The sequence below is a fragment of the Phenylobacterium sp. 58.2.17 genome (genome assembly GCF_026411515.1).
Taxonomy (GTDB): domain Bacteria; phylum Pseudomonadota; class Alphaproteobacteria; order Caulobacterales; family Caulobacteraceae; genus Phenylobacterium.
Window position 1 is genome coordinate 22,430 of sequence record NZ_JAPMTQ010000034.1, and the last position, 26,334, is coordinate 48,763.

At 68.6% G+C, this 26,334-nt stretch carries 26 protein-coding genes and 1 pseudogene; 14 read left to right on the top strand and 13 right to left on the bottom strand.

The window, feature by feature from the left end; all coding sequences use genetic code 11:
• Positions 1–46: 46 nt before the first annotated feature.
• Positions 47–256 carry a hypothetical protein gene (locus OUA97_RS17530; protein ID WP_267233322.1) on the top strand — a complete coding sequence of 70 codons (210 nt, stop codon included), beginning with the start codon at positions 47–49 and terminating at the stop codon, positions 254–256.
• Between the two features lie 105 nt (positions 257–361).
• Positions 362–2,047: an ATP-binding protein gene (locus tag OUA97_RS17535; RefSeq protein WP_267233323.1), complete on the top strand. Its 1,686-nt coding sequence runs from the start codon at positions 362–364 to the stop codon at positions 2,045–2,047.
• A 2-nt stretch (positions 2,048–2,049) separates the two neighbouring features.
• On the opposite strand, the gene OUA97_RS17540 is transcribed toward OUA97_RS17535, so the two are convergent.
• Positions 2,050–2,739: a DJ-1/PfpI family protein gene (locus tag OUA97_RS17540; protein WP_267233324.1), complete on the bottom strand. Its 690-nt coding sequence runs from the start codon at positions 2,737–2,739 to the stop codon at positions 2,050–2,052.
• 81 nt (positions 2,740–2,820) lie between these two features.
• Between OUA97_RS17540 and OUA97_RS17545 the strand changes: the two genes are divergently transcribed.
• Positions 2,821–3,762: a GlxA family transcriptional regulator gene (locus OUA97_RS17545; protein WP_267233325.1), complete on the top strand. Its 942-nt coding sequence runs from the start codon at positions 2,821–2,823 to the stop codon at positions 3,760–3,762.
• On the opposite strand, the gene OUA97_RS17550 is transcribed toward OUA97_RS17545, so the two are convergent.
• Positions 3,759–4,319: a DUF1003 domain-containing protein gene (locus OUA97_RS17550; RefSeq protein WP_267233326.1), complete on the bottom strand. Its 561-nt coding sequence runs from the start codon at positions 4,317–4,319 to the stop codon at positions 3,759–3,761. The genes OUA97_RS17545 and OUA97_RS17550 overlap by 4 nt on opposite strands.
• Before the next feature lie 97 nt (positions 4,320–4,416).
• Positions 4,417–5,394, bottom strand: coding sequence for a cell wall hydrolase (locus tag OUA97_RS17555; protein ID WP_323690945.1), 978 nt, complete (start codon positions 5,392–5,394; stop codon positions 4,417–4,419).
• Between the two features lie 390 nt (positions 5,395–5,784).
• On the opposite strand from OUA97_RS17555, the gene OUA97_RS17560 reads away from it, so the two are divergent.
• Both OUA97_RS17560 and OUA97_RS17565 read left to right on the top strand, forming a co-directional pair.
• On the top strand, positions 5,785–5,967 hold the full coding sequence (locus OUA97_RS17560) for a hypothetical protein (RefSeq protein ID WP_267233328.1): 183 nt from the start codon (positions 5,785–5,787) through the stop codon (positions 5,965–5,967).
• Positions 5,968–6,176: 209 nt separating this feature from the next.
• A complete protein-coding gene (locus OUA97_RS17565; protein ID WP_267233329.1) occupies positions 6,177–6,584 on the top strand; it encodes a hypothetical protein in 408 nt (135 codons plus the stop codon).
• On the opposite strand, the gene OUA97_RS17570 is transcribed toward OUA97_RS17565, so the two are convergent.
• Genes OUA97_RS17570 through OUA97_RS17580 form a run of 3 tightly spaced genes read right to left on the bottom strand, consistent with a single transcriptional unit; the run spans position 6,581 to position 9,290 of the window.
• Entirely contained in the window at positions 6,581–7,495 is a 915-nt protein-coding gene (locus tag OUA97_RS17570; protein ID WP_267233330.1) for a DUF6999 family protein, read from the bottom strand. The two genes, OUA97_RS17565 and OUA97_RS17570, sit on opposite strands and share 4 nt — an antisense overlap.
• Positions 7,492–8,133: an iron-containing redox enzyme family protein gene (locus OUA97_RS17575; protein WP_416362441.1), complete on the bottom strand. Its 642-nt coding sequence runs from the start codon at positions 8,131–8,133 to the stop codon at positions 7,492–7,494. Before OUA97_RS17575 ends, OUA97_RS17570 begins: the two co-directional genes overlap by 4 nt.
• Before the next feature lie 17 nt (positions 8,134–8,150).
• Positions 8,151–9,290, bottom strand: a complete 1,140-nt coding sequence (locus OUA97_RS17580) for a beta-ketoacyl-ACP synthase III (protein ID WP_267233332.1) — start codon at positions 9,288–9,290, stop codon at positions 8,151–8,153.
• A gap of 175 nt (positions 9,291–9,465) precedes the next feature.
• Here OUA97_RS17580 and uvrB point away from each other — a divergent pair, with 175 nt between their 5' ends.
• From uvrB to OUA97_RS17595, 3 genes are all read left to right on the top strand, one after another.
• Positions 9,466–11,709, top strand: a complete 2,244-nt coding sequence (gene uvrB / locus OUA97_RS17585) for an excinuclease ABC subunit UvrB (RefSeq protein ID WP_416362442.1) — start codon at positions 9,466–9,468, stop codon at positions 11,707–11,709.
• A gap of 230 nt (positions 11,710–11,939) precedes the next feature.
• Positions 11,940–12,230 carry a hypothetical protein gene (locus OUA97_RS17590; protein ID WP_267233333.1) on the top strand — a complete coding sequence of 97 codons (291 nt, stop codon included), beginning with the start codon at positions 11,940–11,942 and terminating at the stop codon, positions 12,228–12,230.
• Between the two features lie 69 nt (positions 12,231–12,299).
• A complete protein-coding gene (locus OUA97_RS17595; RefSeq protein ID WP_267233334.1) occupies positions 12,300–12,584 on the top strand; it encodes a hypothetical protein in 285 nt (94 codons plus the stop codon).
• An 11-nt stretch (positions 12,585–12,595) separates the two neighbouring features.
• On the opposite strand, the gene OUA97_RS17600 is transcribed toward OUA97_RS17595, so the two are convergent.
• The 5 genes from OUA97_RS17600 to flgK all read right to left on the bottom strand — a co-directional run bounded on the left by OUA97_RS17600 (position 12,596) and on the right by flgK (position 18,413).
• Positions 12,596–12,871: a GNAT family N-acetyltransferase gene (locus tag OUA97_RS17600; protein WP_267233335.1), complete on the bottom strand. Its 276-nt coding sequence runs from the start codon at positions 12,869–12,871 to the stop codon at positions 12,596–12,598.
• A gap of 20 nt (positions 12,872–12,891) precedes the next feature.
• Complete coding sequence (locus tag OUA97_RS17605) at positions 12,892–14,082, bottom strand: acetyl-CoA C-acyltransferase (protein WP_267233336.1); 1,191 nt, start codon at positions 14,080–14,082, stop codon at positions 12,892–12,894.
• Positions 14,083–14,164: 82 nt separating this feature from the next.
• The gene (mnmA, locus tag OUA97_RS17610) at positions 14,165–15,322 is read right to left on the bottom strand and encodes a tRNA 2-thiouridine(34) synthase MnmA (RefSeq protein WP_267233337.1); all 1,158 of its coding nucleotides are present in this window, start codon (positions 15,320–15,322) and stop codon (positions 14,165–14,167) included.
• Positions 15,323–15,377: 55 nt separating this feature from the next.
• Positions 15,378–16,304, bottom strand: coding sequence for a flagellin (locus OUA97_RS17615; protein ID WP_267233338.1), 927 nt, complete (start codon positions 16,302–16,304; stop codon positions 15,378–15,380).
• Positions 16,305–16,316: 12 nt separating this feature from the next.
• Positions 16,317–18,413 (bottom strand): flagellar hook-associated protein FlgK, encoded by a 2,097-nt coding sequence (flgK, locus tag OUA97_RS17620; protein WP_267233339.1) that lies wholly within the window; start codon positions 18,411–18,413, stop codon positions 16,317–16,319.
• 446 nt (positions 18,414–18,859) lie between these two features.
• Between flgK and OUA97_RS17625 the strand changes: the two genes are divergently transcribed.
• The 4 genes from OUA97_RS17625 to OUA97_RS17640 all read left to right on the top strand — a co-directional run bounded on the left by OUA97_RS17625 (position 18,860) and on the right by OUA97_RS17640 (position 22,970).
• Positions 18,860–20,329 (top strand): flagellar hook-length control protein FliK, encoded by a 1,470-nt coding sequence (locus tag OUA97_RS17625; RefSeq protein WP_267233340.1) that lies wholly within the window; start codon positions 18,860–18,862, stop codon positions 20,327–20,329.
• A gap of 10 nt (positions 20,330–20,339) precedes the next feature.
• Positions 20,340–21,083 (top strand): flagellar hook assembly protein FlgD, encoded by a 744-nt coding sequence (locus OUA97_RS17630; RefSeq protein WP_267233341.1) that lies wholly within the window; start codon positions 20,340–20,342, stop codon positions 21,081–21,083.
• A gap of 41 nt (positions 21,084–21,124) precedes the next feature.
• Positions 21,125–22,516, top strand: coding sequence for a flagellar hook protein FlgE (locus tag OUA97_RS17635; RefSeq protein WP_267233342.1), 1,392 nt, complete (start codon positions 21,125–21,127; stop codon positions 22,514–22,516).
• Positions 22,517–22,682: 166 nt separating this feature from the next.
• Positions 22,683–22,970, top strand: coding sequence for a DUF1153 domain-containing protein (locus OUA97_RS17640; protein ID WP_267233343.1), 288 nt, complete (start codon positions 22,683–22,685; stop codon positions 22,968–22,970).
• A gap of 68 nt (positions 22,971–23,038) precedes the next feature.
• Here OUA97_RS17640 and OUA97_RS17645 read toward each other — a convergent pair whose 3' ends face one another.
• Positions 23,039–23,428: a RusA family crossover junction endodeoxyribonuclease gene (locus OUA97_RS17645; RefSeq protein ID WP_267233344.1), complete on the bottom strand. Its 390-nt coding sequence runs from the start codon at positions 23,426–23,428 to the stop codon at positions 23,039–23,041.
• Positions 23,429–23,512: 84 nt separating this feature from the next.
• Here OUA97_RS17645 and fumC point away from each other — a divergent pair, with 84 nt between their 5' ends.
• Positions 23,513–24,904, top strand: coding sequence for a class II fumarate hydratase (fumC, locus tag OUA97_RS17650; RefSeq protein ID WP_267233345.1), 1,392 nt, complete (start codon positions 23,513–23,515; stop codon positions 24,902–24,904).
• A gap of 69 nt (positions 24,905–24,973) precedes the next feature.
• On the opposite strand, the gene OUA97_RS17655 is transcribed toward fumC, so the two are convergent.
• Positions 24,974–25,990, bottom strand: coding sequence for a polyprenyl synthetase family protein (locus OUA97_RS17655; RefSeq protein ID WP_267233346.1), 1,017 nt, complete (start codon positions 25,988–25,990; stop codon positions 24,974–24,976).
• Between the two features lie 123 nt (positions 25,991–26,113).
• Here OUA97_RS17655 and OUA97_RS17660 point away from each other — a divergent pair.
• Positions 26,114–26,334, top strand: a pseudogene (locus OUA97_RS17660) (hypothetical protein); the annotation flags it as partial.

Sequence of the window (26,334 nt, forward strand, 5' to 3'; positions counted from 1 at the left end):
GCCGGCCCTCGCGCGGTTCCTTCCAGATCACGGAAAGGAGCCTCCCATGAGCAAGGCGCCCCCGATCCCCAAGGAACAACGGTCCTTCCGCGGGCAGCGGCCTGACATCCAAGGCGACGGCCGCGACCGCCGCGACGCCAAGACCGGCGTCTTCTCGCCCGGCCACGGCGACGACTTCAACCTCAAGAGCCAGGGCCGGCAGGGCAACCTTCATCAGAACGTCGACACCGTGCACGCCCGCACGCAGGACCGCTGACGCTCGCCCCTGGATAGCACGGTTACGCGAAGACCACTTTTGAGGCGTTAAGCCTCTTTTGCGCATTTTCTTTGCAAACTGCGCCCTAGTAGGTCGGGCGGCGTAATGAAGTTACCGGTTTTTGAGTTTGACGAGGGCTTCGACGGCGTCGCGCGGGCGGCCCGCAGGATGGCCCCGTCGCGATGGATCACGGTGGCGGTGTACGCCGTCTTGGTCGCCTGGACCCTGTCGCCGGCCATAGCCGTCGGATGGGTCGCGTCCTTCGCCCTCGCCGAGGTCTGGACGATGATCGCCACCGCTCCGCACGCTCGGGGCGTTCCGACCCGCGCTCAGCGCGTCTCGTATCTCGGCTCGGCCATCGCCATCAACGGGGTCTGGGTCGGGCTCGGGGCCGCCTACTGGATGACCGACTTCCCGGGCGCAGAATACTTCGCCCTGCTGGTCTGGTCGGCCCTGCTGCTCAACGGCATGAGCCACGCCTACCGCTCGCCGCTCGCCTCGCTGGTCTTCGGCGCGCCAAGCGGCCTCTGCATCCTGCTCGCGCCGTTGATCTTCCCCCGCTTCCATGGCCCCCAGCAGGCCCTCGTGACGCTCGGGGTGATGGTCTATGTCGGCTACGCGGTCATCTCGGCCGCCCGCGGCGTGGCCGCCTCGCGCCAGTTGAACGCCGCCCTGAGCGATCTTGAGGAACAGACCCGCGCAGCCCGCGCCGCCAGCGAGGCCAAATCCACCTTCCTGGCGATGATGAGCCACGAACTGCGCACGCCGATGAACGGCGTGCTCGGCATGGCCCACGCGCTCGACCGCACCGACCTCGACGCGCGCCAGGCCCAGTACGTGAAGACCCTGCTGCGTTCCGGCGGCGGGTTGATGACCATCCTCAACGACGTCCTCGACCTGGCCAAGATCGAGGCGGGCAAGTTCGACATCGAAAACCGCCCGTTCAACCTGCACCAGACGGTCGCGCGCACCCTGGACCTTTGGACCCACACGGCCGAGGACAAGGGCCTATCATTGGCCTGCGACGCGCCCGCGGACATCCCGCGCTGGGTCTCCGGCGATGACGCCCGCCTGCGCCAGATCCTGCAGAACCTGCTTTCCAACGCTGTCAAGTTCACGCCCTCGGGCGAGGTGCGGCTGACCATCGAGCGCACCGCTTCGGGTCTCGCCTTCACCGTCTCGGACACCGGCCCAGGTCTCGACGCAGCGACCCAGGCGCGCCTGTTTCATGGCTTCACCCAGGCCGACAGCAGCATCTCGCGCCGGTTCGGCGGGACCGGGCTCGGCCTGGCCATTTCGCGCGAGTTGGCCAGGCTCATGGGCGGCGATCTCACCGTCGAAAGCCGGCTCGGCGACGGCGCCCGATTCACGCTCGAACTGCCGCTGCCGCAGGTCGAGGCGCAGGACGAGTTCGCCGACGCCCCCGGCGACCTGGAGGCGGCCCTGCGGGTGCTCGTCGTCGACGACAACTCGACCAACCGGGAGGTCGCCCGCGCCCTGCTGGAGGCCATCGGCGCCAGCGTCGCCACCGCGTCCAGCGGGGCCGAAGGCCTCGCCCGGCTGGAGGACGCCGACTTCGACGTCGTGCTGATGGACATCCACATGCCGGAGATGAACGGCATCGAGACGCTGGCGGCCATCCGCGCCGCCGGCCGCCAGGCGCTGCCGGTTGTCGCTCTGACTGCCGACGCCATGACCGGCGAGCGCGAGCGCCTGCTGGCGCTTGGCTTCAATGGTTATCTGAGCAAGCCGCTCGAACCCTCGGCCCTGGTCCGCGCCCTGGCCGCCTGAGCCTAGACGCTCGCTTCCAGGCGGGCGGCCATCGCTTCGACGGCTTCGCGTCGGCCGCCAGCCAGCGGTTCCATGCGCGCCCTCACCGCCGCCACGATCTCTGGCGAGGCCAGCTCCGGCCGGCCGGCGGCGAACGGCGGCGCCGGCGCATATTCGAGGCCCAGTTGCACCGACTTGGCCAGGGTCTCGCCAGCCAGTTCGGCCATCAGCACGAAGGCGAAGTCCAAGCCCGCCGTCACCCCGCCGCCGGTAATGATGTTCCCATCCCGCGCCACCCGGCTTTCGTCGACGATGGCGCCGAACGGGACCAGCAACTCGCGCCAGGCCCAATGACAGGCGGCGCGCTTGCCCTTCAGGAACCCGGCCGCGGCCAGGATCAGCGATCCGGTGCAGACGCTGGTGAGGTACGTCGCGCCCGCGCCCAGTCGCCGGATCTGCGCCATGAAGGCCTCGTCCTGCATGGCGTCGGTCGTGCCCAGCCCGCCAGGCACGCACAGCACGTCGCAACGCTCGAGCGCCGCAAGGTCGGCCAGCCTGGCGAAGGTCAGCCCCTCGGCCTCGATATCCTGGCCGCCGAGCGAGGCGACCACGACGTCGGCGTTCGGCAGCCGCGACAACACCTGATGTGGCCCAGTGAAGTCGAGGTGGGTGACGCCCGGATAGAGCGCGATGACGATCTGCAGCTTGGGCATGCGGCCTCCAAGGAGATTTGACGACCGACTGTGCACGACCTAGCCTCCGGCCGAAATGACAAACATCCCTCGTTTCACGCCATGACCCGCACTGTCGGACTGCTCGTCTTTCCGGACTTCCAGATCCTCGACGCCACCGGCCCGGTGGCGGTGTTCGAGATCGCTTCGCGCTTCGTGCACGGCGCCTATGCGCTGCAACTGGTGGCGCGCGATCCGGGCCCGGTGACGTCCAGTTCCGGCGTTCAGGTGCTGGCCGCGCCGATGACCAGCGCGCCGCTCGACACCCTGTTGGTCGCCGGCGGCGAAGGCGCCCGCGGGCCGGCGATCTGCACACGCACCCTCGACTGGGTGCGCAACACCGCGGCGCAGGCCCGGCGCACCGCCAGCGTCTGCTCCGGCGCCTATATCCTGGCCGAGGCCGGGCTGCTCGACGGACGGCGGGCCACCACCCACTGGCAACGCTGCCCTGATTTCGCCCGCCGCTATCCCAAGGTGCGGCTGGAGCCGGACCGGATTTTTGTCCGCGACGGCGATGTCTGGTCGTCGGCCGGGATCACCGCCGGCATCGATCTGTCGCTGGCCCTGGTCGCCGACGACCACGGCGAGGAGCTGGCCCGCGCGGTGGCCCAGCAACTGGTCGTCTATCACCGCCGCCCCGGAGGCCAGTCGCAGTTCTCGGCCTTGCTGGAGATGGGCGGTCAGGGCGGCCGGTTCGCTGGCCTGCTGGACTGGATGCGCGAACGGCTCGCCGAGCCGCTGAGCGTCGAGCGGTTGGCCGATCGGGCGGCGATGAGCCCGCGCCACTTCGCCCGCGCGTTCGCAGCCGAGACCGGCATGACCCCGGCCAAGGCGGTCGAGCGCCTGCGCCTAGAGACCGCCCGCGAGCGGGTCGAGAGCTCGGCGGACCCGATCGACCAAGTGGCCTCAGCGACCGGCTTCGGCGATCCGGAGCGCATGCGGCGGGCGTTCCTGCGCGCCTTCGGCCAGCCGCCCCAGGCCCTGCGCCGGGCCGCGCGCGCCTAGCGGCGCGCGTCCGACAGCGCGGCGACCTCGCGGCTCAGCCGTTCGATCCGGTCGCCCTGCTCTATCAGCAACGTCACCAGTTCCTCGCCGCGCAGAGCGTCTAGCTTGTCGTGGAGGCGCAGGATTTCCAGTTCGGCCCGCAGATTGACCACGTAATCGTACTCGGCCGCCTTGCGGTCGGTCACGCTCTGCCGGTTCTGGCTCATCATGATCACCGGAGCCTGCAAGGCCGCCAGCGTCGAGAGCACCAGGTTCAGGAAAATGAACGGATAGGGGTCGAAGGCCAGGTGCTGCGAACGGGTCGCGACGTTCCACCCCATCCAGAGCAGCAATGCGACGCCGAAGCCGACGATGAAGGCCCAGGAGCCGCCGAAGGCCGCGACCCGGTCGGCCAGCCGCTCGCCGAACCGCCGCTCGTCGCGGGTCAGCCCCGGCGCTCGGCTGGGAGTTTCGGTGACGATGAGGTCGATGACGCTCTTCTGGACCGGATTGAGGTCCTCGTAACCGCAGTTGAGCAGGCCCCGGGCCAGCTCGTCACGCGCCGCCGCATCGCTCATTACGCACCTCGCTCGACTCGCCCTGGCCCTGCTCCAGTCGGGTGGAGCATGACGCAGGGCGAGGCCGAGGAGAACGGGCCCCGCACGGCCCGGGCGATCAGTCGTCGCCGACCATCGCCTCGGCCTCGGGCGCGGGCCGCGGAGCCGACGCCTTGGCCGGATGGGACGCGATCGGCAGCAGCTTCGGCGCGGCCGTATCGGCGTCCTTGAGCAGTTCCGGCTTCAGGTCGGCCTGGCCGACGGCGTCCGGCTTGCGCTCGGTCTTCATCAGCGCCGCGTGCATGTCGCCCGCCACCTCGATCGACGCCGGGGCCGGCGTCGCGGCATAGCTGGCATAGTAGACACGGTCCTGCGCCTTCGGCGCGGCGCCGCCGCCACGTCCCAGGCGATAGAAGACGTGCATCCCGACCTCGGCCGTGCGCACCAGGCGCGGGCCCCAGTTCGGGGCGACGTTGGTGGTGTGAAAGTGGGTCGCATCGCCGATCGACGCCATGACGTCGCCCGAGAGCGCCTTGGAGGCGACCTTCCGGGCCCGGTTCCAGGCCGCGACCTCGCGGCCGCGCCGCATCGAGCCGTCGCAGGCGAAGCTGAACTGGCAGCCGACTCGCTTGCCGGCGCCCTGGAAGACCACGCCGCAGACGCTCTTGGGGAACGACGGATGGCGGACCCGGTTGAGCACCACCTGGGCGACCGCGGCCTGGCCGGCCGGGGTCTCCCCGCGGGCTTCGAAATAGACGGCCTGGGTTAGGCATTCGAGCTCGCGCGAGCTCTCCAGCGCGCCGGCCAGCCGGAACGGCGCGGCGACCGGCAGGGCCGCGTCGATCACGCCGCGCAGCGGAATGTCCGTTTTGGCGCTAGGCGCCTTTTCCAGCCGCGCCGTGAGGATCGCGCTCTGTCGATCGCGTTGGGCCGCACCGCCGGCGTTGAGCGGATCGTGCCGGCTGGCGACGCGCAGGACCCCGGGGTCCATGACGCCAGCCTGCAGCGTGGCTTCCGAGAAGCCGCCCGCCGCCGCCTGCGCGATACGCGCGTTGCGAGCGTCGTCGGCCGCCGTGCGGGCCAAGCCGCCGGCCATGTATGTCGCGCCCAGGGCCAGGCCAATGCCTGAACCGATCAATGCGGCGCATGCGGGCGCACGCCATTCGGCGCGAGCCTTACTTATCAATTTCAAGAAGATCGTGTCCCGTGTGGCGAGGGCGAAACCGCCCCCCGACATCGTCGTCGCGGGGCCCCTGCTCATGCTGGCGGCGGCGCGACTGAGAGCCTGTCGATTACACGTGGAGTGACAGGCTACGGCGAAGTTGAGGTGGTTTATGACCATCGCCGAACGGATTCGCAATGGGATATTGCGTCGCAGCACGCGATTTTTTTCAGGTTTCGTTAACGACGCGAGCCCGCGCAGGGAACCTCCAGCAGGTCCCGCCGTTCCCGCTGCGAAGCTTTCAGAACGCGGAGACGTCACCTCATGCGCAAGTCCCTCGCCCTGCTCGCCGCTGCAGGCCTCGCCCTGACGCTGGCGGCCTGCGGGCACAACGTCGAGCAGCGCGCAGCCACCGGCGCGGCGGCGGGCGCGGTGGTCGGCGGACCGGTCGGCGCAGTCGCCGGCGCGGCCGCCGGCACCGTCGTCAGCAAGGCGGCCGACAAGTAGTTCCCGACAGGATCCTCTCCCCCCGGAAAGGATCGCCCGCGCGCCGCGAGGGCGGGGTCTTCCCCGCCTGACGCGGCGCGCACCCGCCGTTTCCGGCCAGCGTTCGTCGAACGCAATCTGGTTAACGGCGCGCGCGCATGCCAACCTGCAGCCCGCAAAGGCGCAGTTCGCCACGGCCGCGCCCCAATTCTGATCTCAAACTGACGCCGATGCTGAAGCACATCATCCTGCTGACCGCTGCGGTCGGGCTCGCTACGCCCGCCGTCGCCGCGCCGAACTGGCGGGTGCAACAGGCCTGCGCGATGCAGCGCTATCTTCGGGCGACGCCAGCCTTCCCGAGCTCGACCTGGGGCCGCGAGGCCACCACCGTCTCGACTGGCGGGGCCCGCATCGCCGTCGCCCGTCGCGAGGACGCCGCCGCCCGCGCCCAGTTCGACAGCGCCATGCGCTCGGGTCGCGCCTTCGCCGACCGCGCCGCCGAGCAACTCGCCGCCAGCGAGCGGATCAGCGAAGACGAGGCGCTGCGCCGCATCGGCGCCGATCCCGGCCCCTGGCCGCAGGTGACGCCCGCCAGGTGCGAGGCGCTCGAACGCCGCGCCCAGCGCGCCGAACGCTAGTTGAGCGGCCCGATAGGGTTGCGCGGATCGAGGCTCAAGCCCCGCGCCTGACGCTGCTTGAGCAATCTCAGCCAGCCATGGAACGCCTCGCAATCGAGGCCGTGCATCATAAGTCTGTGCCCCGCCGTGAGGGTCGACAGCGGCACCATGGGGTGTCCGTTCTTCACGAACGACATGTGGTAGTCGGTTCCAAGGATCTTGCCGATGTAGATCGCGATGGTCTCATCCAACTGCAACGACTGCGCCGCGCGCACGAAATCGGCGCGCGGCAGCATCAGGGCGTAGAGCGGGGTGTAGGCCTCGATCGCCGTCTGGACGTCGGCGAAGTTCAGCCGACCGCTCGGCAGCGGCGCCAGATCGAACGGGGCGTCCGAGATCATCGAAAAGTCCGGCTTCTCCACCGGCGTCAGGTCGCGCCCCTGCGCGCGCAGGCTGGCGCTGAGCTGGATGATGAAATTGAAGATGTTGAGGTCGTGCTGCAGGAAGACGTTGTCCTCAAGCGCCTTCAAGGTGCGCGGCCTGAGAGGCACGGTCTCGACCTCGACCGGTCCGGCGTTCGCCTTGATAAAGGCCAGCAGCTCGGTGCCGATATGAAAATGCCGCAGAATCAAGGTATTGGCGTCCGGCGTCGCGAAGTTGCGCAGCCCCCAATGGATCAGCCTGTGCAGGACTCCATTGAGATTCGGATGGTGCGGCGACAGCCCCCGCAGGATCTTCACCAGGATGAAGAAGGCGAACACCGCCGGCCGCGCGATCGGAAACAGCCAGCGCCGCGACCAGGATCGATTGCCCCGCAGCAGCGCCGCCTTGGCCTCCGGCGCGATCGGCAGGCCCTGGTCCAGATAGAGCGCGAGCCACGGATCAGGGTCACGCGGATCGTACTGCGAGAGGTCGAAGTCCGTCGCACTCACGCCGCCATTTCCTCGATCTGCAGCGCGTAGAGCCGCGCGGTCACGCGGGCGGTCTTGACGATGCGGTCGGCCGTCTCGGCGTCCGGCAGAACCAGCCCCAGCATTTCCTCGAACTCCTTGATGTGTTCGGCGTCGTTTTCGCCGTGATAGAGCAGGAAGCGCACGGCATGCTCGGGCAGGTCGAGGGTCTTGCGGGCCATCGCCCCCCACTCGGCGGCCTTGATCGACCCCAGCCCCTCGATCACCCACATCGCGCCGAGCAGGCCGAAGGGGTTCGGCTTCGAGGCTTCGTGGAACATCCACGCCGACAACGCCTCGGACCCGATGTTCTTCTCGCCGGCCTGAATCGCGGCGAGCTCGCCGCCCGAAGCCACATAGTCGGCCTCCAGCAAACGGAAATCTCGGTGCTCGGTCACGGCGTGACGCATGAGGATCGATCTCAGCTCGAGGTGCTGTTCATCGATGTTCGATGCGGCGCGCGACATCCACAGCGCTCCGTCCTTCACCTGCTGGCGAAGGCCGCTGAGGAACGCCTGGTAGTCCGTCAGGGTGAACCGCCCGCGGGTGAGTTTGCGGATCAGCGGCGTCTGCTCCAGCCGCCCCTCGAACTCGGTGAAGACGACGGTCAGCCGCCGCATTACATCACTGACGTCGTTCACCCGACCGCCTCCAGCAGCATGAAGCCTACAAAGGCCCGGCCGCTCTCCGGTACGACGCACAGCACCTGCTGGCCAGGCTTCAGCCGGTCCGAACGCATGAACTCGTCCAGCATCACCCAGATGGAAGCCGCACCGATGTTCCCGACGCTGCGCAGGTTCGAGAACCAGCGATCCTCGGGAATCATCCCGTCGGTCGCCTCCAGCAACGCGACGATCTCCTCCCGCAGCGACCGGGCCGAATAGTGGCACAGCAGATGATCGATCTCTCCGGGCGCGATCCTCCCTTCGTCGACCTTGGCGAGATAGACCCCGACCCAGGCCCGGATCACCCTCTTCAGCAGCTCGAAGTCCTGCAGCAGCGCGATCGCGCCTTGAGCATGCGCCGCCGCCGGTCCGGTGAAGGACCAGGTCGCCAGCGGGTCGGTCCGCCCCTCAACCGAGGCGCCGGCCCACATGCAGGGATCGAACCGACCCGCCAGTGAGACCAGGTCGATGAATTTCACCCTCAGGCTTAGTCCCTTGGGCCGCGGCGCCGGCTCCATCACCACCGCGCCCGCTCCATCCGACAGCGTGAACCGCAGGAAGTCCGCCTCGGCGCGCAGCCGCCCCTTCGCGTCGACCAGCGCCGTGCCCTCGTAGAAGCTCGGCCGGAACCAGCGGGAGGAGAACTCGCTGGCGCCGGCGGCCGCCACCTTGTGCTCGCCAGCCCGCACCGACAGCCAGGCGGCCTTGGCCGCCATCAGCGACGAGCCGCACACCGACTGAAAGCTGGCGATCTCCAGCGGCCCCGCCCCCAGTTCACCATGCACGTTGGCGGCGTGACCTGGCACCAGATAGTCGCCTTGGGTCGTGGCGGCGGCCAGGAACTGCAGATCTTCCGGCCCCAGGCCGGCATCCTCCAACGCCGCCCGGATGGCCTGGGCGCACATGCCCGCGTTGGAATGGGTGGCCCGCCCCTGGGCGTCGAGGGCGTAGTGCCGCGTCTCCACGCCGTTCCAGCGCAGCGCCCGGCGGCCGAGCAGGCTGTCACGGCCGCCAATCCGGCCCAGGTGGTCCTCCATTCGCTCGACGGGGATCGGCGCGCCAGGCAGGTACGCGCCCGCACCGGTGATGTAGACGTCGGAAAGCTCTGTCATCGCCGCACGATGGCCACAGCCGCACGCCGCCGTCGAGGCTCTCGATGCGCGGCCATATCGTTGTCCAGCCCGCCCGACGGCCGACCCGCCGATGCCCGCCGGCTGACAGCCTGCTGACAGGTTCTGGCGCCCGCCCCGCTAGCATCGGGCCATGAACGATCCTACCTTGGCGTCCATGCCCCGCTCAGTTGCTCCAGGCCCCGGCGTCGCCGACATGTCGGCGAGCTTCGACTACGACGAAACCGCCATGCCGATGCTGTGGAAGCCGCACCGGCCCGCCCGCCCGGAGAAGTCCGAAGGCGGCAAACGGTTCAAGCTGGTCAGCGACTTCCAGCCGGCCGGCGACCAGCCGACCGCCATCGCCGACCTTGTCGCCGGCCTGGAGGGCCGCGAGCAGGACCAGGTGCTGCTGGGCGTCACCGGTTCGGGCAAGACCTTCACCATGGCCAAGGTGATCGAGGAGACCCAGCGCCCGGCGCTGATCCTCGCGCCCAACAAGACCCTGGCCGCCCAGCTCTATTCCGAGTTCAAGGCCTTCTTCCCCGACAACGCGGTCGAGTTCTTCGTCTCGTACTATGACTACTATCAGCCCGAGGCCTACGTGCCGCGGACCGACACCTACATCGAGAAGGACTCGTCGATTAACGAGCAGATCGACCGGATGCGCCACTCGGCCACCCGCGCGATCCTCGAACGCGACGACGTCATCGTCGTGGCCAGCGTCAGCTGCATCTACGGCATCGGCTCGGTCGAGACCTACACCGCCATGACCTTCACCATCGAGCCCGGCCAGCGGCTCGACGAGAAGCAGCTGATGGCCGACCTGGTGGCCCTGCAATACAAGCGTAACGATCAGGCGTTCGAGCGCGGCTCGTTCCGCCGCCGCGGCGACACCATCGAGGTCTTCCCCGCCCACTACGAGGACCGAGCCTGGCGCATCTCCCTGTTCGGCGACGAGGTCGAGGCGATCAGCGAATTCGACCCGCTGACCGGCAAGAAGACCGCCGATCTCGAAGGCATCAAGATCTACGCCAACAGCCACCACGTCACCCCGCGCCCGACCCTCAACCAGGCGGTCATCCAGATCCGCGAGGAGCTGAAGGAACGGCTCGACTGGCTGGTGGCCAACGGCAAGCTGCTGGAAGCCCAGCGGCTGGAACAGCGCACCACCTTCGACCTGGAGATGATCCAGGCCACCGGCTCCTGCGCCGGCATCGAGAACTATAGCCGCTTCCTCTCCGGCCGCCGGCCGGGCGAGCCGCCGCCGACCTTCTTCGAATACATCCCCGAGAACGCCCTGCTGTTCATCGACGAGAGCCACCAGGCCGTGCCGCAGATCGGGGCCATGTACCGCGGCGACTACCGGCGCAAGTTCACCCTGGCCGAATACGGCTTCCGCCTGCCCTCCTGCCTCGACAACCGCCCGCTCAAGTTCGAGGAGTGGGACGCCATGCGGCCGCAGACGGTCAATGTCTCGGCGACCCCGGCGGCCTGGGAGCTGGAGCGCTCCGGCGGCGTCTTCGCCGAGCAGGTGATCCGCCCAACCGGCCTGATCGACCCGCCGGTCGAGGTGCGCCCAGTCTCCAAGGACAACCACAGCCAGGTCGACGACGTCATCGCCGAGGCGCGCGACACCATCGCGCGCGGCTACCGCACCCTGATCACCGTCCTGACCAAGAAGATGGCCGAGGACCTGACCGAGTACATGCACGAGCAGGGCCTGCGCGTGCGCTACATGCACTCGGACATCGACACCATGGAGCGCATCGAGATCATCCGCGACCTGCGGCTCGGAGCGTTCGACGTGCTGATCGGCATCAACCTGCTGCGCGAGGGCCTCGACATCCCCGAGGTCGGGCTGGTCGCCATCCTCGACGCCGACAAGGAAGGATTCCTGCGCTCGGAAACCTCGCTGATCCAGACCATCGGCCGCGCGGCCCGGAACGTCGACGGCAAGGTCATCCTCTACGCAGACCACATCACCGGCTCGATGGAACGGGCCATGGCCGAGACCCAGCGCCGCCGCGAAAAGCAGGAGGCCTACAACCTCGAGCACGGCATCACGCCCGAAAGCGTGAAGAGCCAGATCAAGGAGATCCTCGCCTCCCCCTACGAGAAGGACCGCGTGCTGGTCCCGGCCGGCGTCGCCGAGGAGGCCGGCAAGCCGTTCCTGGGCGACAACTTCAAGGCCACCCTGCGCGACCTCGAGGGCAAGATGCGCCAGGCCGCCGCCGACCTGGAGTTCGAGACCGCCGCGCGCCTGCGCGACGAGATCAAGCGCCTCAAGCTGCTCGACCTGGAGTTCGCCAACGACGCCCTCACCGGCGAGGGCGAGACCGCCGACCGCGAGGTCGTCAAGAAGGTCCGCGCCGAGGCCCGGGCCGAGAGCCAGGAACGGTTCCGCAAGGGGAAGCGCTAGGCCGGCAATAGGGCCAACCCCTTGTACCTGCTCGAAAAACAACCGAGCGTGGCGCCAGCTTGACCGCACGCCTGTCACCCAAACTCCACAGTGCGACAGGCCCCTATCGTTAAGTTTCGGGTCGCCGGAACCACGGCCCCGCTTCGTGCGTAGTGCTGTCGATTGGGGGAGCGCTGTCGAGGCGGTCCGACGGGGGCCGCGGGCAGGATGCTCCGCCTAGGGAACACCCCATGACGCCTCCGCTCTCCGTGGTGGCCGACAACTCGGCCGACAAGTCCAAGCCGCTTACTGGCCGTGAGCTGTCCGAACGCATTCGGCGGCTCCAGGCGGAAGCCAAGTCCCTAGCTCGCGAACATATCCACGCCCTGAGCGTGGCCTTGATCGAGGTCGAGCGTCTCTCGGCCGAGATCTCGGACGGCGGCGAGGCCTATCCCGCGGGCGTCCGCGAACTTGCTCGCCGCATGGCCGAGGATTGCGAAGCCAAGGTGCAGACCCTCGAAGCGATCTCCTCGCGCGTCTGACCGTTGGCCCGCATTCTGCAGCAGCGCTTCCGGACTGTGCAGCATTGGGAGCGTCAGATGGTGAATCGGATGCGTGCGTCAGCGGCCCTCAGCGTGGTGGCCGGACATCAAGCCGCGGCGGCGGCGCCCAGTCTCGCCGACCGGATCGGCCGCCTGCAGGCTCAAGCACGGAGTCTGGCGCGCGAGCACATCGCCGCGCTGGAAGCCGCCATGGCCGAGGTCGAACGGCTGTCGGGCGAGATCGCCGACGGCGGCGAGGCCTATCCGGTCGGGGTGCGTGAGATCGCCCGACGGCTGTCGGCCGAGTGCGAGGCCAGCGGCAATACGATCAAGGCCCTCGCCGGTCGCACCTAGACCGGCCGAACCTAAGCCAACAGGCCCCGGAACTCGTGACTGCGCCGCAGCCAGGCGGCGGCGAACCCGCAGATCGGCACGATCTTCAGGCCCCGCGCGCGGGCGTCGGCGGCCAGCGCCGCCATCAGCCGGCCCGACGCGCCCGTGCCGCGCAGCGGGACCGGGCTTTCGACATGATCGATGAACAGCCGGTCGCCCGCCAGGCGATAGTCGGCCCAGGAGGTCATGCCCTGCTCGGTCATCTCGAACCGCTGCTCGGCCTTGTTGTCGCGAAGTTCGCTGCTCATCGTTCGGCGCCGACCGCTAGCTAGACCAGTTCAACCGCCATCGCGGTGGCTTCGCCGCCGCCGATGCACAGGCTGGCGACTCCACGCTTGCCGCCGCGGGCCTCCAGAGCGGCGATCAGGGTGGCCAGGATGCGCGCGCCGCTGGCGCCGATCGGGTGGCCCAGCGCGCAGGCGCCGCCGTTGACGTTCAGCTTGGCGCGGTCGATGCCCAGTTCACGCTCGGCGATCATCGCCACCACCGCAAAGGCCTCGTTGACCTCGAACAGATCGACGTCGCCCGCGCTCCAGCCGGCCTTCTTCAGTGCCTTCTGCATCGCCGGCACCGGGGCCGTGGTGAACAGCCCCGGCTCGTGGGCGTGAGCCGCATGGCTGACCACCCTGGCGACCACCTTCAGGCCCAGCTTCTCGGCGACCGAGGCGCGGGTCATCACCAGCGCCGCCGCGCCGTCCGAGATCGACGAGGCGTTGGCCGCGGTGATCGCGCCGTCCTTGCCAAACGCGGGCTTGAGGGTCGGGATCTTGGCCGGGTCGGCCTTCAGCGGCTGCTCGTCGGTCGACACGGTCTCGCTGCCCTTGCGGCTCACGACCTCGACCGGAACGATCTCGCGCGCGAACGCCCCGCTCTCGGTCGCCGCCCGGGCGCGGGCCAGCGACGAAATCGCGAACTCGTCCATCGCCTCGCGGGTGAACTGGTAGGCGCGAGCCGTCTCGTCGGCGAACGAGCCCATCAGGCGGCCCGGTTCGTAGGCGTCTTCCAGGCCGTCCAGGTACATGTGGTCGAACGCCGTGTCGTGACCGATCCGCGCGCCGCCGCGGTGCTTGTTCAGTAGGTACGGCGCGTTGGTCATGCTCTCCATGCCCCCGGCGATGATTATGTCCGCGCTGCCGGCCGCCAGGGCGTCATGGGCCATGATCGCCGCCTGCATCCCTGAGCCGCACATCTTGTTCAGGGTCGTGGCCTCGACCGACTTCGGCAGGCCCGCGCCCAGCGCCGCCTGGCGGGCCGGCGCCTGGCCGAGCCCGGCCGGCAACACGCAGCCCATGAAGATCTGCTCGACCGCCTCGGGCGAGACCCCTGCCCGCTCGACCGCGGCGCGCACGGCGGCGGCGCCCAGTTCGGTGGCCTTGAGCGCGCTAAGCGCGCCTTGGAAGCTCCCCATCGGGGTGCGGGCATAGGCGGCGATGACGACGGGATCGGCGGCTTGGGTCATGCCGCCGATATAATTCTCCGCCTGGCGAATTGGAATGCTGCCGCAGCGTCAGCACTCAAAGGCGCCGGCCAGGACAGGCGGACTAGATCGCCCGCTCGGTCTTGTCGATGAAGCCGCCGCCCAGCACCCGCTCCGGCTGTTCGGGCGCATAGAGGACGCAGGCCTGGCCGGGGGCCACGCCTTCTTCCGGCGTATCGAGTTCGACCGCGGCGACGCCGCCGCGCACGGCCAGGCGGCCGGGCACCGGCTCGCGGGTCGAGCGCACGCGCGCCAGCACCGGCCGGCCGGCGGCGCCGGCCATGTCCTCGCCTTCGCCCAGCCAGTTGGTTTCCTTCAGCGTCAGCGCGCTGGTCAGCAGCGCCTCGCGCGGGCCGACGACCACCTGGCGCTTGTCGGCGTCGATCTTGACCACGAACAGCGGATCGCCGACCGCGATGTTCAGGCCGCGGCGCTGGCCGATCGTATAGCGGGTCACGCCCTCGTGGCGGCCGAGCACGCGGCCGTCCATGTGCACGACCTCGCCGGCCTCCGCGCCCTGCGGCCGCAGGCGGTCGATCACAGTCGTGTAGCGGCCTTCCGGCACGAAGCAGATGTCCTGGCTGTCGGGCTTGTCCGCCGCGGCGAGGCCGAGCTCCGCCGCCACCCGCCGCACCTCCGGCTTGGGCAGGCCGCCGAGCGGAAAGCGCAGGAAATCCAGCTGTTCGCGGGTGGTCGCGAACAGGAAGTAGCTCTGGTCGCGGGCCGGGTCGGTGGCGCGCAGCAGTTGGGCCCCGTCGCGCCCCTCGGCGCGCTGGACATAGTGGCCGGTCGCCATGGCCTCGGCGCCCAGGTCGCGCGCCACGTCCAGCAGGTCGCGGAACTTCACGGTCTGATTGCAGCGGATGCACGGGACCGGGGTTTCGCCGCGCAGATAGGCGTCGGCGAAGTCCTCGATGACCTGCTGCTTGAACTTGCTTTCGTAGTCGAGGACGTAGTGCGGGATGCCGATGACGTCGGCGGCGGTCCGCGCGTCATGGATGTCCTGGCCCGCGCAGCAGGCGCCCTTCTTCTGGATCGCCGCGCCGTGGTCGTAGAGCTGTAGCGTCACGCCCACCACATCGTAGCCGGCCCTCGCCAGCAGGGCGGCGGTGACGGTGGAGTCCACACCGCCGGACATGGCCGCGACCACCCGCGCGCCGGGTTTCAGGCCCACGGCGGCGCGCGCGGCTTCCACGGCGGCGTCTGCGAAAAGCGCGTTCATGGCGCGCTATGTAGCGGTTGGCGCCCCGATTTGCGAGGCCGCGAGCGCGCCGGCCTTACTTCAGCGCGTTCAGCAGCGAGGAGTCGCGCAGGGTGATGAACACCTGGGTCGAGGCCTGCAGCGCCAACGTCGCCTTCTCCAGCTCGACCGAGGCCACCGGCATGTTGGCGTCAACGATGTCGCCGATCATGCCCTTCAGGCTGTTCTGGCGGGCGGTTAGGTCGGCCTTCACGTCGTCCACCCGCGCCTGCACCATCCCGTTGCGGGCGGTCTTGTCGATGATGTCGCTGGACACCGAGTCCCAGTTGGCCAGCTCATTGGTCAGGAAAGTCCGCTGGGCGTCGGTCATCGTGCCGCCGAACGGCGTCGCCTCATGGAACGCCTGCAGGGTCTTGAAGGCCTGCAGCAGGTCGGTCCCTAGGTTGTCGGCCAGCAGCCCGGTCTTCACCGTGGTGGCGTCGTCCACCTTGTGCTCGGTGATGAAGTCGTCGTTCTGGAAGAAGTCGGAGATCAGCGGGGTCAGCGGGTTGGTCAGGTCCGACAGCGCGTCGGCGGTGACCGGCATGGTGTCGATCTTGCCGCCGGCGAACAGGTACTTGCCGCCATAGCGCGAGTTCATGGACGACACGGCGTTGCGGAACTGGGCCTCGATCTCCTGCATCAGGGTGTCGGTGCGGCCGGTGGCGATGGCCTCCTCGATCGCCTGCTTGGTGCCGGCCGCCGCGTCGCCCAGCTGGGTCATCGCGAAGTCCTGGGTGGTCAGCTTGTCGGCGATGAGCTTGTTCTGGTCGAGATAGCCGCCGATACGGGTCTCCACCGAACGCATGGCCGTGAGCATCTCGGCATTGCGCGAGTAATCCTTCAGGTTCGACCCGTTTTCCTGGGTCGCCACGCGGTCGCCCGCGTTCATCTGCTTCTGCTGGGCCAGCATGATGTTCCGAAGAACCAGGCTGTAATTGCCGCCGGTCGTGACGCGATACATCGTCAGGCTCCGTTAAACCATGTTCGTCAGGACGTCGAACAGCTCCTTGGCCGCCTGGATCATGCGGGCCGAAGCGTTGAAGGCCTGTTGATAAGTCGTCAGCCGAACGAGCTCCTCGTCCACATTCACGCCCTCGATCGCGTCGCGGCGCGCCTGGGCCTCGTTGGACACCGACTCCGCCGCGCTCTTGCGATTATCGGCCGCCTCGGCCTGGCGGCCGATGGAGCCGCCGAACTCGGCCGCATAACGCGAAAGGGTCATGGTCACCGCCCCGAGCGTGCCGGCCGGCGAGAAGGTCGTGGTGGCGTCTCCCGCCGCCGCCAGCAGCCGCGCGCCGCGGCCGTCGCCGGCCGTGACCGCCGGCTTGCCCGCCGCCACCGACAGGTCCAGCGTCCCCAGGCCGAGCTTCATCGGATCCTGGGCGATCGCCTTGTCCACTTCGTAGCGACCAGCGCGGGCGTTGCGCTCGATCACGCCCAGGCCGAACAACTGGCTCATCGACGGCCCGGTGGCCCCGCGCTGCGTCTGATCCTGCGTCACCGACAGCGTCGCGTTCTGGGGCGCCGAGCCCGTGAAGGTCAGCGCGCCCTTGGCGTCCAGGCTGAAGGCGCCGTTGACGCCGACCCCGGTCGCCGGGTCGTTCAAGGCGGCGACCAGATCGTTCATCGAGGTGACCGGCGGTCCCGGCACGGTGAAGGTCATGTCGCGGATCGGCTTGCCGTCGGCCTGGGCCAGCCGGAAGCTGATCGTCTGGCCGGGGGTGAACCCGTGCGGGTCGGTCCCCCTCAGGCCGGTCTCGTAGCTCATCATCCCGCCGGAGCGGACCAGGTCGTTGAGGCCGAAGAAATGCGAGAAGCCGCGGCCGGCCTTGGCCGACGTGCCCTCGTCGATGGCCAGGCGGTTGTCGCCGGCGCCGGCGATGCTCAAGGCCCCGTCGGTGAACGACGCCGTCGCGGCCCCGCCCATGGCGGTGTTGAGCGTGGTCAGGAAGCTCGCGGGCGTGAATGCACCGCCGGGGACCATCGTCCCTGCGTCGAAATCGATGTCGACGCGGCTTTGCAGCACGCCGTCCTTGTCGAGGATCGCCACCGTCGTCTTGCCGGTGAAGCCGCCCACCGCGGTCGGCAGGTCCAGGCCGGTGTCGCGGCCGGTCAGCGCCTTGGGCGGCGGCGAGGCGGTGGTCTTGTTGTGCGCGGCGTTGATCTGTTCGACCGTGCGCGAGATGAACTCGCCGAGTTGGTCGGCCATCCCCGGCAGGGTCTCGTCGCGCAGATCCATCAGCCCGCGGATCTCGCCGCCGGATATCTGGATCGGCTGGGCGAAGCCGACGCCGCCGTCCGGCTCGACCGCGATGTAGCCCTTGGTGGAGTCGGTGCGGTTGTAGGTCAGGGTCGCGGCCTTGCCGTCGCCGGCCAACAGCAGCCCTTCGGCCGAGCGGACGGTCACCCCGCCGTTGGCGCGCTGGGCCACCTGCACGTTCATCAGGGTCGACAATTCGTCGACAAGCTGGCTCTGGATGTTCTCCGACCCGGACGCATCGCCGCTGGTCAGCTTCGCGCGACTGATGTCGGCGTTCATCTGGTTGATCTGGCGCAGCAGGTCGTTGATGCGGTTCACGTCCGAGGAGATCCGCGCGTCCACCGTCTCGCCCAGCTCGTTGATCTGGGAGTTGATCCGGCCGGTCTCGGTCAGGAAATCCTCGACCTTCGAGATGCCCTGGCTGCGCAGCAGGCTCGACGACGGGTCGTCCGCCGCCGCCGCGAAGGCCGAGAAGATCTGGTCCAGGCGCGAGAAGTAGAAGGTCTCCTTGCCCGGATTGCCGAACAGGCTCTGCGCGTTGTCCAGGTACTGCGAGAACACGTCCCATCGGGCCGCGTCCGATGAGGCGGTGAGCGAGGCCAACTGCAGGTACTGGTCGGTGATACGCCGCACCCCCAGGATGTCGACGCCCATGCCCTTGCCGCCGACCACCAGCGGCGCCTGGTCCACCTGCTTGCGGACGTAGCCGGACGTGTTGACGTTGGCGATATTGTCCGACGTGACCCGCAGGTTCATCTGGGCCGCGTTCAGCCCGGACGAAGCCGTCTTCAGCATAGCCGTCAGTGACACGGTTTACCCTCCGCCCGGCAAAGCCTGACGCGCGACCCGGCGAAATCTGCCGGGATAGTGGTGAACGCCCGCGCGTGGCCCATGCAAAAATCCAATCTTTTCAACGAATCTCGTCTTGAGGCTCGCCGAACTGCCAAAATCCGGCGCAAGACCGGCGCCAGTTCTGTTGCGCCCCGCCGCCCCATGCCACGCGACCTCCTGCGACCAGGGCGGCAGGGACGACCCATCGCGCAGCTTCGGCCCGGCAAAAAACGCCACGCCAGCGATCTCACCGCTTCACCGGAAATGCCATTTCAACATATTTATCAATATCTTGATCAGTTGGCGCAAAGGTTGCTCGGAGATCGCCGAATGTACGCGGCGCAGAAGCGCTCCCATCGATAAGCCCGGACATGCGCCGGGCGGATTCACCGGAAGCCATGACAGCGCCACTGTTCAATTTGCCGATGACGAGCCCGATCGCCGGGCCCTCCGCCGCCACCAACGGCGGCCAGGGCGCGCTGGGCGGTTTTGAGGCGCTGCTGGCCGCGTTCTTCGGGCCGACCGACCAGACCGCCGCCGGAGCCGGCGGCGCGGCGGGCCTATTCGCCCCCCACGCCGACGCCGCGACGGCCGAGACCCCCGACGGCGAGTTGGCCCCCGCCGGCGAGGCGGAGCCTGAATCGCCGACGACCGCCGTCGCCCCCGACGCCATGACCATGGCCGCCTTGCTCATCGCCCCGCAGGTCGCCCCCCAGCCGCAGCCCCAGGCGGCGATCGCCGCCGGCGGCGAGGTCTCCGGCGAGCCGCCCGCCCCGACGCCCACGGCTCCGGCCGCCGCCTTCGCGCCCCTTGCGGCCGCGGATACAGCGCCCGTCACCACGCCGAAGCCCCAGACCGATGCGGCGGCGCCGGCCTCTCCCGACCTCGCCCCGCCAACGTCGGCGACGGCCGAAACGCTCGCGGCCGTCACGCCCCAGGCCAAGCCCGCCGTCGCCGCTGAGCCGCCGGCCAAGCCCAAGTCGAACGGTCCCGCTGCTCCGGCGCCTCAAACCCAAGCCGCGCAGCCGACTCCGGTGCCTCAGGCGGCCGTCGCGGCTGCGGCGACCGACGCGCCGCAAGCCCAGCTCGCCCAGGCCGAAGCCGCCGCTCCGGCCATCGCCGACGAGGTCAAACCCCAGGAGCCGCAGGCGGGCCGCTCGGCGCGCCACGCCGACAACGCTCGCCGTCGCGGCGATGTCGCCAACGCCGCCGCCCCGGCGCCGACGGCCGACGGCGTCGTGACGCCAAATGCGGTGACCGCTGCGGCCAGCGCCGGCGACGCCGGCAAGGCCGCCGCCTCGCTCGAGACCGACCTCGCCCCGCCGGTCCCCAAGGACGCCAAGAGCGAACCGGCCGCCGCCGACGCGCCGGACGTCCAGCTTCCCGCCCATGCAGCTCCCGCCGCCCACGCCCATGTCGGCGGCCAGGCCGCCCCGGGCCGCGTCACGACTTCCGAGACCATCGCCAACCTGACGGCCCAAATCAGCAAGAAGCTGGAAGGCCGGGCCACAAAATTCGACGTTGAGCTGACCCCGGCCGGCCTCGGCCATGTCAGCGTCTCGGTCGAAATCGCCGCCAGCGGCAAGATGACCGCGGCGATGTCGTTCGACTCGCCGCAGGCCGCCGCCGAGGTGCGCGCCCGCTCGCACGAGCTGCAGCGCGCCCTGGAGCAGGCCGGCTTCGACCTGACCGGCGGCCTGTCCTTCGACGTCAACGGCGAGCGCGGCAACGATGGCCGCGGCCTGGCTCAGCAGCAACAGCAGAACGACGGCGCCTCGCGCGGCCGGGCCTTCCAGGCGGTGCTCGGCACCGCCGGCGAGGCGGCCGAAACCGCGGCCGCCGCCGCCCTTCAATACGCCCGCCGGTCCGCGACCGGCGTGGACATCCGGATCTAGGGAGACCGCCATGGCGATCGACGCGACCGCAGCGGCCGGCAACGCCAGCGCCTCGAACACCGGGCGCACGCGCCTGGCCGACAGCTACGAGACGTTCATGAACCTCCTGACGGCGCAGATCAAAAACCAGGATCCGCTGTCGCCGATGGACTCGACCCAGTTCACCCAGCAGCTGGTCCAGATGACCGGCGTGGAACAGCAGCTGCTGACCAACGATCTGCTCGAAAAGCTCGTGACCAACACCGGCTCGGGCATCCAGACCTCGGTCAGCCTGCTGGGTCGCGAGGTCCGCGCCCTGCACAACGAAGCCAAGCTCTCGGCCGGCAAGGCCGACTGGTCCTACAAGCTCGACCGCGAGGCGACAGAGGTGACCATCGAGGTGGTCAACAGCCTGGGCAAGGTCGTCCAGGTCGAGAAGGCCAGCGGCGACGACCTCAAGGCCGGCGACCACACCTATTCGTGGAACGGCAAGGACCGCACCGGCGCTCAACTGCCGAACGGCGACACCTACACCCTGCGCATCACCGCCAAGGATTCGGCGGGCGCGACGGTCGGCGTCACCAATTTCATCAAGGGCGTCGTCACCGGCGTCGAACAGACCGACGGCAAGACCCTGATCACCATCAACGGCGTGCAGATCGGCTGGGAAAAGGTCACCTCGATCGCCGAGGCGCCCCAGCAGACGGCCGCCGCCGATACGAACCCCGACAACTCGGACAGCGACACCCCGCCGTCTGAACAGGCCGCCACCTGAGCGCGCGCCCTCACCCCATTCGCATAGAAAGGTAGACACCCATGAGCATCAACAGCGCCATGCTCTCCGGCGTTTCCGGGCTGATCACCAACTCCTCGGCCCTCGCGGCGATCTCCGACAACATCGCCAACGTCAACACCACCGCTTACAAGCGCAACCAGGTGAACTTCGCCAACGTCGTGACGGCCCAGGCGGTCAAGGGCCGCTACTCGGCCGGCGGCGTGCAGGCGGTCACCCGCCAGTTCATCAGCCAGCAGGGCCTGATCCAGTCGGCGACCTCGCCGACTGACCTCGGCATTTCGGGCGACGGCTTCTTCGTCGTCGCGACCAAGGGCGGAACCCTGACCGCAAACGACGAGCGGGTCTTCACCCGTTCGGGCTCGTTCAGCGTCGACGCCGACGGCTATCTGGTCAACGACGCCAAGCTCTACCTGCAGGGCTGGCCGGTGCAGGACGACGGCACGTTCAACACGAACCCGTCCGACCTGAACATGATGCAGTCGATCAACGTCAAGAACCTGGGCGCCGCGGTCCGCGCGACCAGCAACGTCGTGGTCAACGCCAACCTCAATAAGAGCCTGACCGCCGACGCGACCAAGAACACGAGCTACACGACGCTCGGCCCCGGTGCGATGGCCGAGTGGGCCCTCACCCAGGATCCGGCGACCGGCGTGCAGCCCGACTTCACCTTCGAGATGAACATCATCGACTCGGTGGGCGCCACTCACAAGGTCGCCGTGGCCTTCATTAAGGACGACTCGACGCCGAACATGTGGAAGGCGGAAATGTACGCCGTCCCCGCCACCGATATCGACGATGGGACCACCAACGGTCTGATCGCGTCGGGTAACGTCATGTTCACCGCCGACGGTCAGCTCGACCTCGCTCACGTCGACACCACCCTGTTTGGCCCGACCGCCACCCTGAACCTCGGCGCCTCGGGGACCGCGGGATCGCCCCGCTGGGCCGACAGCCTCGGCGTCGAGGCTTCGGACATCGCCCTCGATTGGAGCAAGGTGACCCAGTACGCCTCGCCCTCGACCCTGAACTCGGCCAATTCGGACGGCGCCAACGTCGGCAACGTGGTCGGCGTCGAGGTCAGCGAAGACGGCGTCGTGTCCGCGATCTTCGACAACTCGGAAGTCCGCAAGATCGCCAAGATCGGCCTGGCCAGCTTCGCCAATCCCGACGGCCTGGCCCCGGTCAGCGGCAATGCTTACCGCCCGACGATCCCTTCCGGCGAGTTCGTGATCAAGCAGCCGGGCATCGGCGGCGCCGGTGAAATCGCTCCGGGCACGTTGGAAGCTTCGACCGTCGACCTGTCGGCCGAGTTCACCGGACTGATCACGACCCAGAAAGCCTATTCTGCATCTTCGAAGATCATCACGACCGCCGACCAGATGCTTGAGGAGTTGATCAATATTAAGAGGTAATATTTCCCGTTAACAACTCTCAACATCACTCGATAACTTAGACTGTACCAAAAACGGACAACGGCGAATCATGAGCAAGGAATTGTTTACTATCGTGATTCACCGCCCGTTATGTCCCACTCGTTACATTCTTCCCGAACAGTGATGGTCGGAAAGGCGTAAAGCCATGTTGCAACAACAGCAGACGCGCACGAACAGCCGCGGCGAGGCGTACGTCATTGGTCCGACGGGTGCGCCCCTGACGATCAAGGATCTGCCGCCGCCGGACACTGGCAGGTGGGTGATCCGCCGCAAGGCCGAAGTGGTCGCCGCCGTGCGCGGCGGACTGCTGACGCTCGACGAAGCCTGCGAGCGCTATTCCCTGACCAACGAGGAATTCCTCGCCTGGCAAAAGTCGATCGATCGCCATGGCCTCGCCGGCCTGCGCACGACCCGTCTGCAGCAGTACCGCTGATCCGGTAGAACCCCTCCGGGGTCAGCGAACCGCGGCCGCGCCTCACAAGGGCGCGGCCGCTTTCGTTTTCAGCGCTGGTAGGCCGCGCCCAGCAGATTGACGTCCGACAGCTTGCGCACGGTGACCGTGATCTGCTCGCGCTCGCCGGCCCGCCGCTCCACCAGCAGCCGCGCCACCTGGGCGTCGTCGTGGAAAGTGTACCCCTTGATCGCGTCCAGGATCGCCTTGGCCAGGTTGTCGAGGTCGATCCACGGCGGGTCGCCGACATACTCCATGACGATGTCGACGCCGAACTCGCCCCAGCTTGGCCGCGAACCGCGCCAGGCCTTGCGGAAGAACTCATAGACCAGCGGCTTGTAGTACTTGGTTTGGGTGGTCAGGCCGTCGACCACGACCTCGACGACGCCCTCGGTCTCGCGGGCGCGCACCTTTCCGTGGGATATCCAATCGCCGTGCATGCCCTTCCTTAGGACCTGCGCGCCTTGCAGTCTCGCGCGCGTTCGCTAAACCGGCGCTGCGAACTCACCGGAGCTGAAAACATCATGACCGCGACCCGCACCGAGACCGACACCTTCGGACCCATCGAGGTCGCGACCAACGTCTATTGGGGCGCGCAGTCGCAGCGCTCGATCGGCAACTTCAAGATCGGTTGGGAACGCCAGCCCAAGTCGGTGATCCGCGCCCTGGGCATCGTCAAGCGCGCCGCCGCCGAAGCCAACATGGAGCTCGGCAAGCTCGACCCGAAGATCGGCGCCGCCATCGTCGCGGCCGCCCAGGAAGTCATCGACGGCAAGCTCGACGACCACTTCCCGCTGGTGGTCTGGCAGACCGGGTCCGGCACCCAGTCGAACATGAACGCCAACGAGGTGATCTCGAACCGCGCCATCGAGATGCTGGGCGGGGTCATGGGCTCCAAGAGCCCGGTGCACCCGAACGACCACGTCAACATGAGCCAGTCGTCCAACGACACCTATCCGACGGCCATGCACGTCGCCTGCGCCGAGCAGGTGGCCAAGGAACTGATGCCGGCGCTCGAGCACCTGCACGCGGCGCTGAAGGTCAAGGTCAAGGCCTTCGACCACATCATCAAGATCGGCCGCACCCACACCCAGGACGCCACGCCGCTGACGCTGGGCCAGGAATTTTCCGGCTACTCGCAGCAGGTCGCCAACGGCGTGCGCCGGATCAAGGACACCCTGGCCGGCCTCTATGAACTGGCCCAGGGCGGCACCGCGGTCGGCACCGGCCTCAACGCCCCGGTCGGCTTCGCCGAACTGGTCGCCAAGAAGATCGCCGACATCACCCACCTGCCGTTCGTGACCGCCCCGAACAAGTTCGAAGCGCTGGCCGCCCACGACGCCATGGTCTTCAGCCACGGCGCGATCAACACCATGGCCGGCTCACTGTTCAAGATCGCCAACGACATCCGCTTCCTGGGTTCCGGCCCGCGTTCGGGCCTGGGCGAACTGGCCCTGCCGGAAAACGAGCCCGGCTCGTCGATCATGCCGGGCAAGGTCAACCCGACCCAGTGCGAGGCCCTGACCATGGTCTGCACCCAGGTGTTCGGCAACAACGCCGCCCTCACCTTCGCCGGCGCCTCCGGCCACTTCGAGCTGAACGTCTTCAACCCGGTGATGGCCTACAACTTCCTGCAGTCGTGCCGCCTGATGACCGACGCGGCGATCTCGTTCACCGACAACTGCGTGGTCGGCATCGAAGCCCGCGAAGACAACATCAAGGCCGCCCTTGAGCGTTCGCTGATGCTGGTCACCGCCCTGAACGGCAAGATCGGCTACGACAACGCCGCCAAGATCGCCAAGACGGCCCACAAGAACGGCACCACCCTGCGCGAGGAAGCCGTCGGCGGCGGCTACGTGACCAACGAAGAGTTCGACGCCCTGGTGCGCCCGGAAAAGATGATCAGCCCGGGCTGATCATTGAACGATCTGAACGGAAAAGGCCGCCCGAGGGCGGCCTTTTTTGTACCCGGAGTTCGAAGCGACCTACGACTTCCGCTGGACCGCGAAGTCGGCCAGGTTCTCCAGCGCCGGGCGCCAGCTGTTGCTCGACGCGAAATCGGCCAGCTGCGCCTTGGCGGTCGCCGCGTAGTCGCCGGCCAGGGCCAGGGTGGCGGCGTCGGCGCCGGTCGAGGCGACCAGGCTGCGGGCCCGCTCGAAGTCCTCGTCGGTCTGCTCGCGGCGTCCGACCGTGCGATCCCAGAACGGCTTCTCGGCCGCGCCGGTCTTGGCGATGGCCAGCAGCAGCGGCAGCGTCGCCTTGCCTTCCCGGAAGTCATCGCCGGCGTTCTTGCCCAGGGTGGCGGCGTCGCCGCTGTAGTCGAGAGCGTCGTCGACCAGCTGGAAGGCCAGGCCCAGGTCCTGCCCGAACTTGCGCAGCGCCTCGCAGCCTTCCGGGCTGGCGCCCGCCGAGACCGCGCCGGCCTCGGCGGCGGCGGCGAACAGTTCGGCGGTCTTGGCCTTGATGATCTCCAGATAGAGATCCTGCGACAGGTTCAGGTCGTGGGCGCGGGTCAGCTGCAGCACCTCGCCCTCGGCGATCACCCGGCTGGCCCGGGCCAGGATCTCGAGCGCCTGCATCGAGCCGGCCTCGACCATCAGCTCGAAGGCGCGCGCGAACAGGAAGTCGCCCACCAGCACGCTGGCCGGCGCGCCCCAGATCAGGTGCGCGGCGACCTTGCCGCGGCGCAGCTGCGAGGAGTCGACCACGTCGTCGTGCAGCAGGGTGGCGGTGTGGATGAACTCGACCGCCGCGGCCAGCTTCAGGCAGGCGTCGTCCTGGGCCCCGGCGACCCGCGCGGCGGCGATGGTCAGCAGCGGGCGCAGGCGCTTGGCCGATCCGCCGATCAGGTGCTCGGCCAGGGCCGGGATCACCGAAACGGGACTCTGCATGCGATCGCGGATCAGGGCGTCGACCTTGGCCATGTCGGGCTTCGCGAGCTCCAGGAGCCCGTCGATCGAGACGGGTTTTTCGCGGGCGATCGCGGCGCTGGCGGCGTCCAAAATACCGAAACTCCAAGGCGTTCGGCGCCCCGCACAGGGACGCCGGCGTTTGCGGGCGACAATGGTCACGGGATAGACCAGGGTCAAGGCGGGCTTAGCCGTCTCCGAGCGCAAATGGAACCAGTGTCAGACCTGACAGACCCAGCAATTTCCGAAGACCGCCTGCTCGGCGGGCGAGTGCTGCTACGCCAGGGTGTAAGGGGATACCGCGCCGGTATGGATGCCGCCCTGCTGGCGGCCGCCTGCGACGCCGCCGACGGCGCGCGGGTGCTGGAGGCCGGTTGCGGCGCCGGCGGCTCGCCGCAGACCTCGATCAAGTACGCCGGCGGGCCGTGGGAGATGGG

Bases quoted from the DNA above. Each gene is read 5' to 3' on its own strand.
- OUA97_RS17530 (WP_267233322.1), top strand. From the start codon at position 47: ATGAGCAAGGCGCCCCCGATCCCCAAGGAACAACGGTCCTTCCGCGGG.
- OUA97_RS17535 (WP_267233323.1), top strand. From the start codon at position 362: ATGAAGTTACCGGTTTTTGAGTTTGACGAGGGCTTCGACGGCGTCGCG.
- OUA97_RS17540 (WP_267233324.1), bottom strand. From the start codon at position 2,739: ATGCCCAAGCTGCAGATCGTCATCGCGCTCTATCCGGGCGTCACCCAC.
- OUA97_RS17545 (WP_267233325.1), top strand. From the start codon at position 2,821: ATGACCCGCACTGTCGGACTGCTCGTCTTTCCGGACTTCCAGATCCTC.
- OUA97_RS17550 (WP_267233326.1), bottom strand. From the start codon at position 4,319: ATGAGCGATGCGGCGGCGCGTGACGAGCTGGCCCGGGGCCTGCTCAAC.
- OUA97_RS17555 (WP_323690945.1), bottom strand. From the start codon at position 5,394: ATGGCCGGCGGCTTGGCCCGCACGGCGGCCGACGACGCTCGCAACGCG.
- OUA97_RS17560 (WP_267233328.1), top strand. From the start codon at position 5,785: ATGCGCAAGTCCCTCGCCCTGCTCGCCGCTGCAGGCCTCGCCCTGACG.
- OUA97_RS17565 (WP_267233329.1), top strand. From the start codon at position 6,177: ATGCTGAAGCACATCATCCTGCTGACCGCTGCGGTCGGGCTCGCTACG.
- OUA97_RS17575 (WP_416362441.1), bottom strand. From the start codon at position 8,133: ATGCGGCGGCTGACCGTCGTCTTCACCGAGTTCGAGGGGCGGCTGGAG.
- OUA97_RS17580 (WP_267233332.1), bottom strand. From the start codon at position 9,290: ATGACAGAGCTTTCCGACGTCTACATCACCGGTGCGGGCGCGTACCTG.
- uvrB (WP_416362442.1), top strand. From the start codon at position 9,466: ATGCCCCGCTCAGTTGCTCCAGGCCCCGGCGTCGCCGACATGTCGGCG.
- OUA97_RS17590 (WP_267233333.1), top strand. From the start codon at position 11,940: ATGACGCCTCCGCTCTCCGTGGTGGCCGACAACTCGGCCGACAAGTCC.
- OUA97_RS17595 (WP_267233334.1), top strand. From the start codon at position 12,300: ATGCGTGCGTCAGCGGCCCTCAGCGTGGTGGCCGGACATCAAGCCGCG.
- OUA97_RS17600 (WP_267233335.1), bottom strand. From the start codon at position 12,871: ATGAGCAGCGAACTTCGCGACAACAAGGCCGAGCAGCGGTTCGAGATG.
- OUA97_RS17605 (WP_267233336.1), bottom strand. From the start codon at position 14,082: ATGACCCAAGCCGCCGATCCCGTCGTCATCGCCGCCTATGCCCGCACC.
- mnmA (WP_267233337.1), bottom strand. From the start codon at position 15,322: ATGAACGCGCTTTTCGCAGACGCCGCCGTGGAAGCCGCGCGCGCCGCC.
- OUA97_RS17615 (WP_267233338.1), bottom strand. From the start codon at position 16,304: ATGTATCGCGTCACGACCGGCGGCAATTACAGCCTGGTTCTTCGGAAC.
- OUA97_RS17625 (WP_267233340.1), top strand. From the start codon at position 18,860: ATGACGAGCCCGATCGCCGGGCCCTCCGCCGCCACCAACGGCGGCCAG.
- OUA97_RS17630 (WP_267233341.1), top strand. From the start codon at position 20,340: ATGGCGATCGACGCGACCGCAGCGGCCGGCAACGCCAGCGCCTCGAAC.
- OUA97_RS17635 (WP_267233342.1), top strand. From the start codon at position 21,125: ATGAGCATCAACAGCGCCATGCTCTCCGGCGTTTCCGGGCTGATCACC.
- OUA97_RS17640 (WP_267233343.1), top strand. From the start codon at position 22,683: ATGTTGCAACAACAGCAGACGCGCACGAACAGCCGCGGCGAGGCGTAC.
- OUA97_RS17645 (WP_267233344.1), bottom strand. From the start codon at position 23,428: ATGCACGGCGATTGGATATCCCACGGAAAGGTGCGCGCCCGCGAGACC.
- fumC (WP_267233345.1), top strand. From the start codon at position 23,513: ATGACCGCGACCCGCACCGAGACCGACACCTTCGGACCCATCGAGGTC.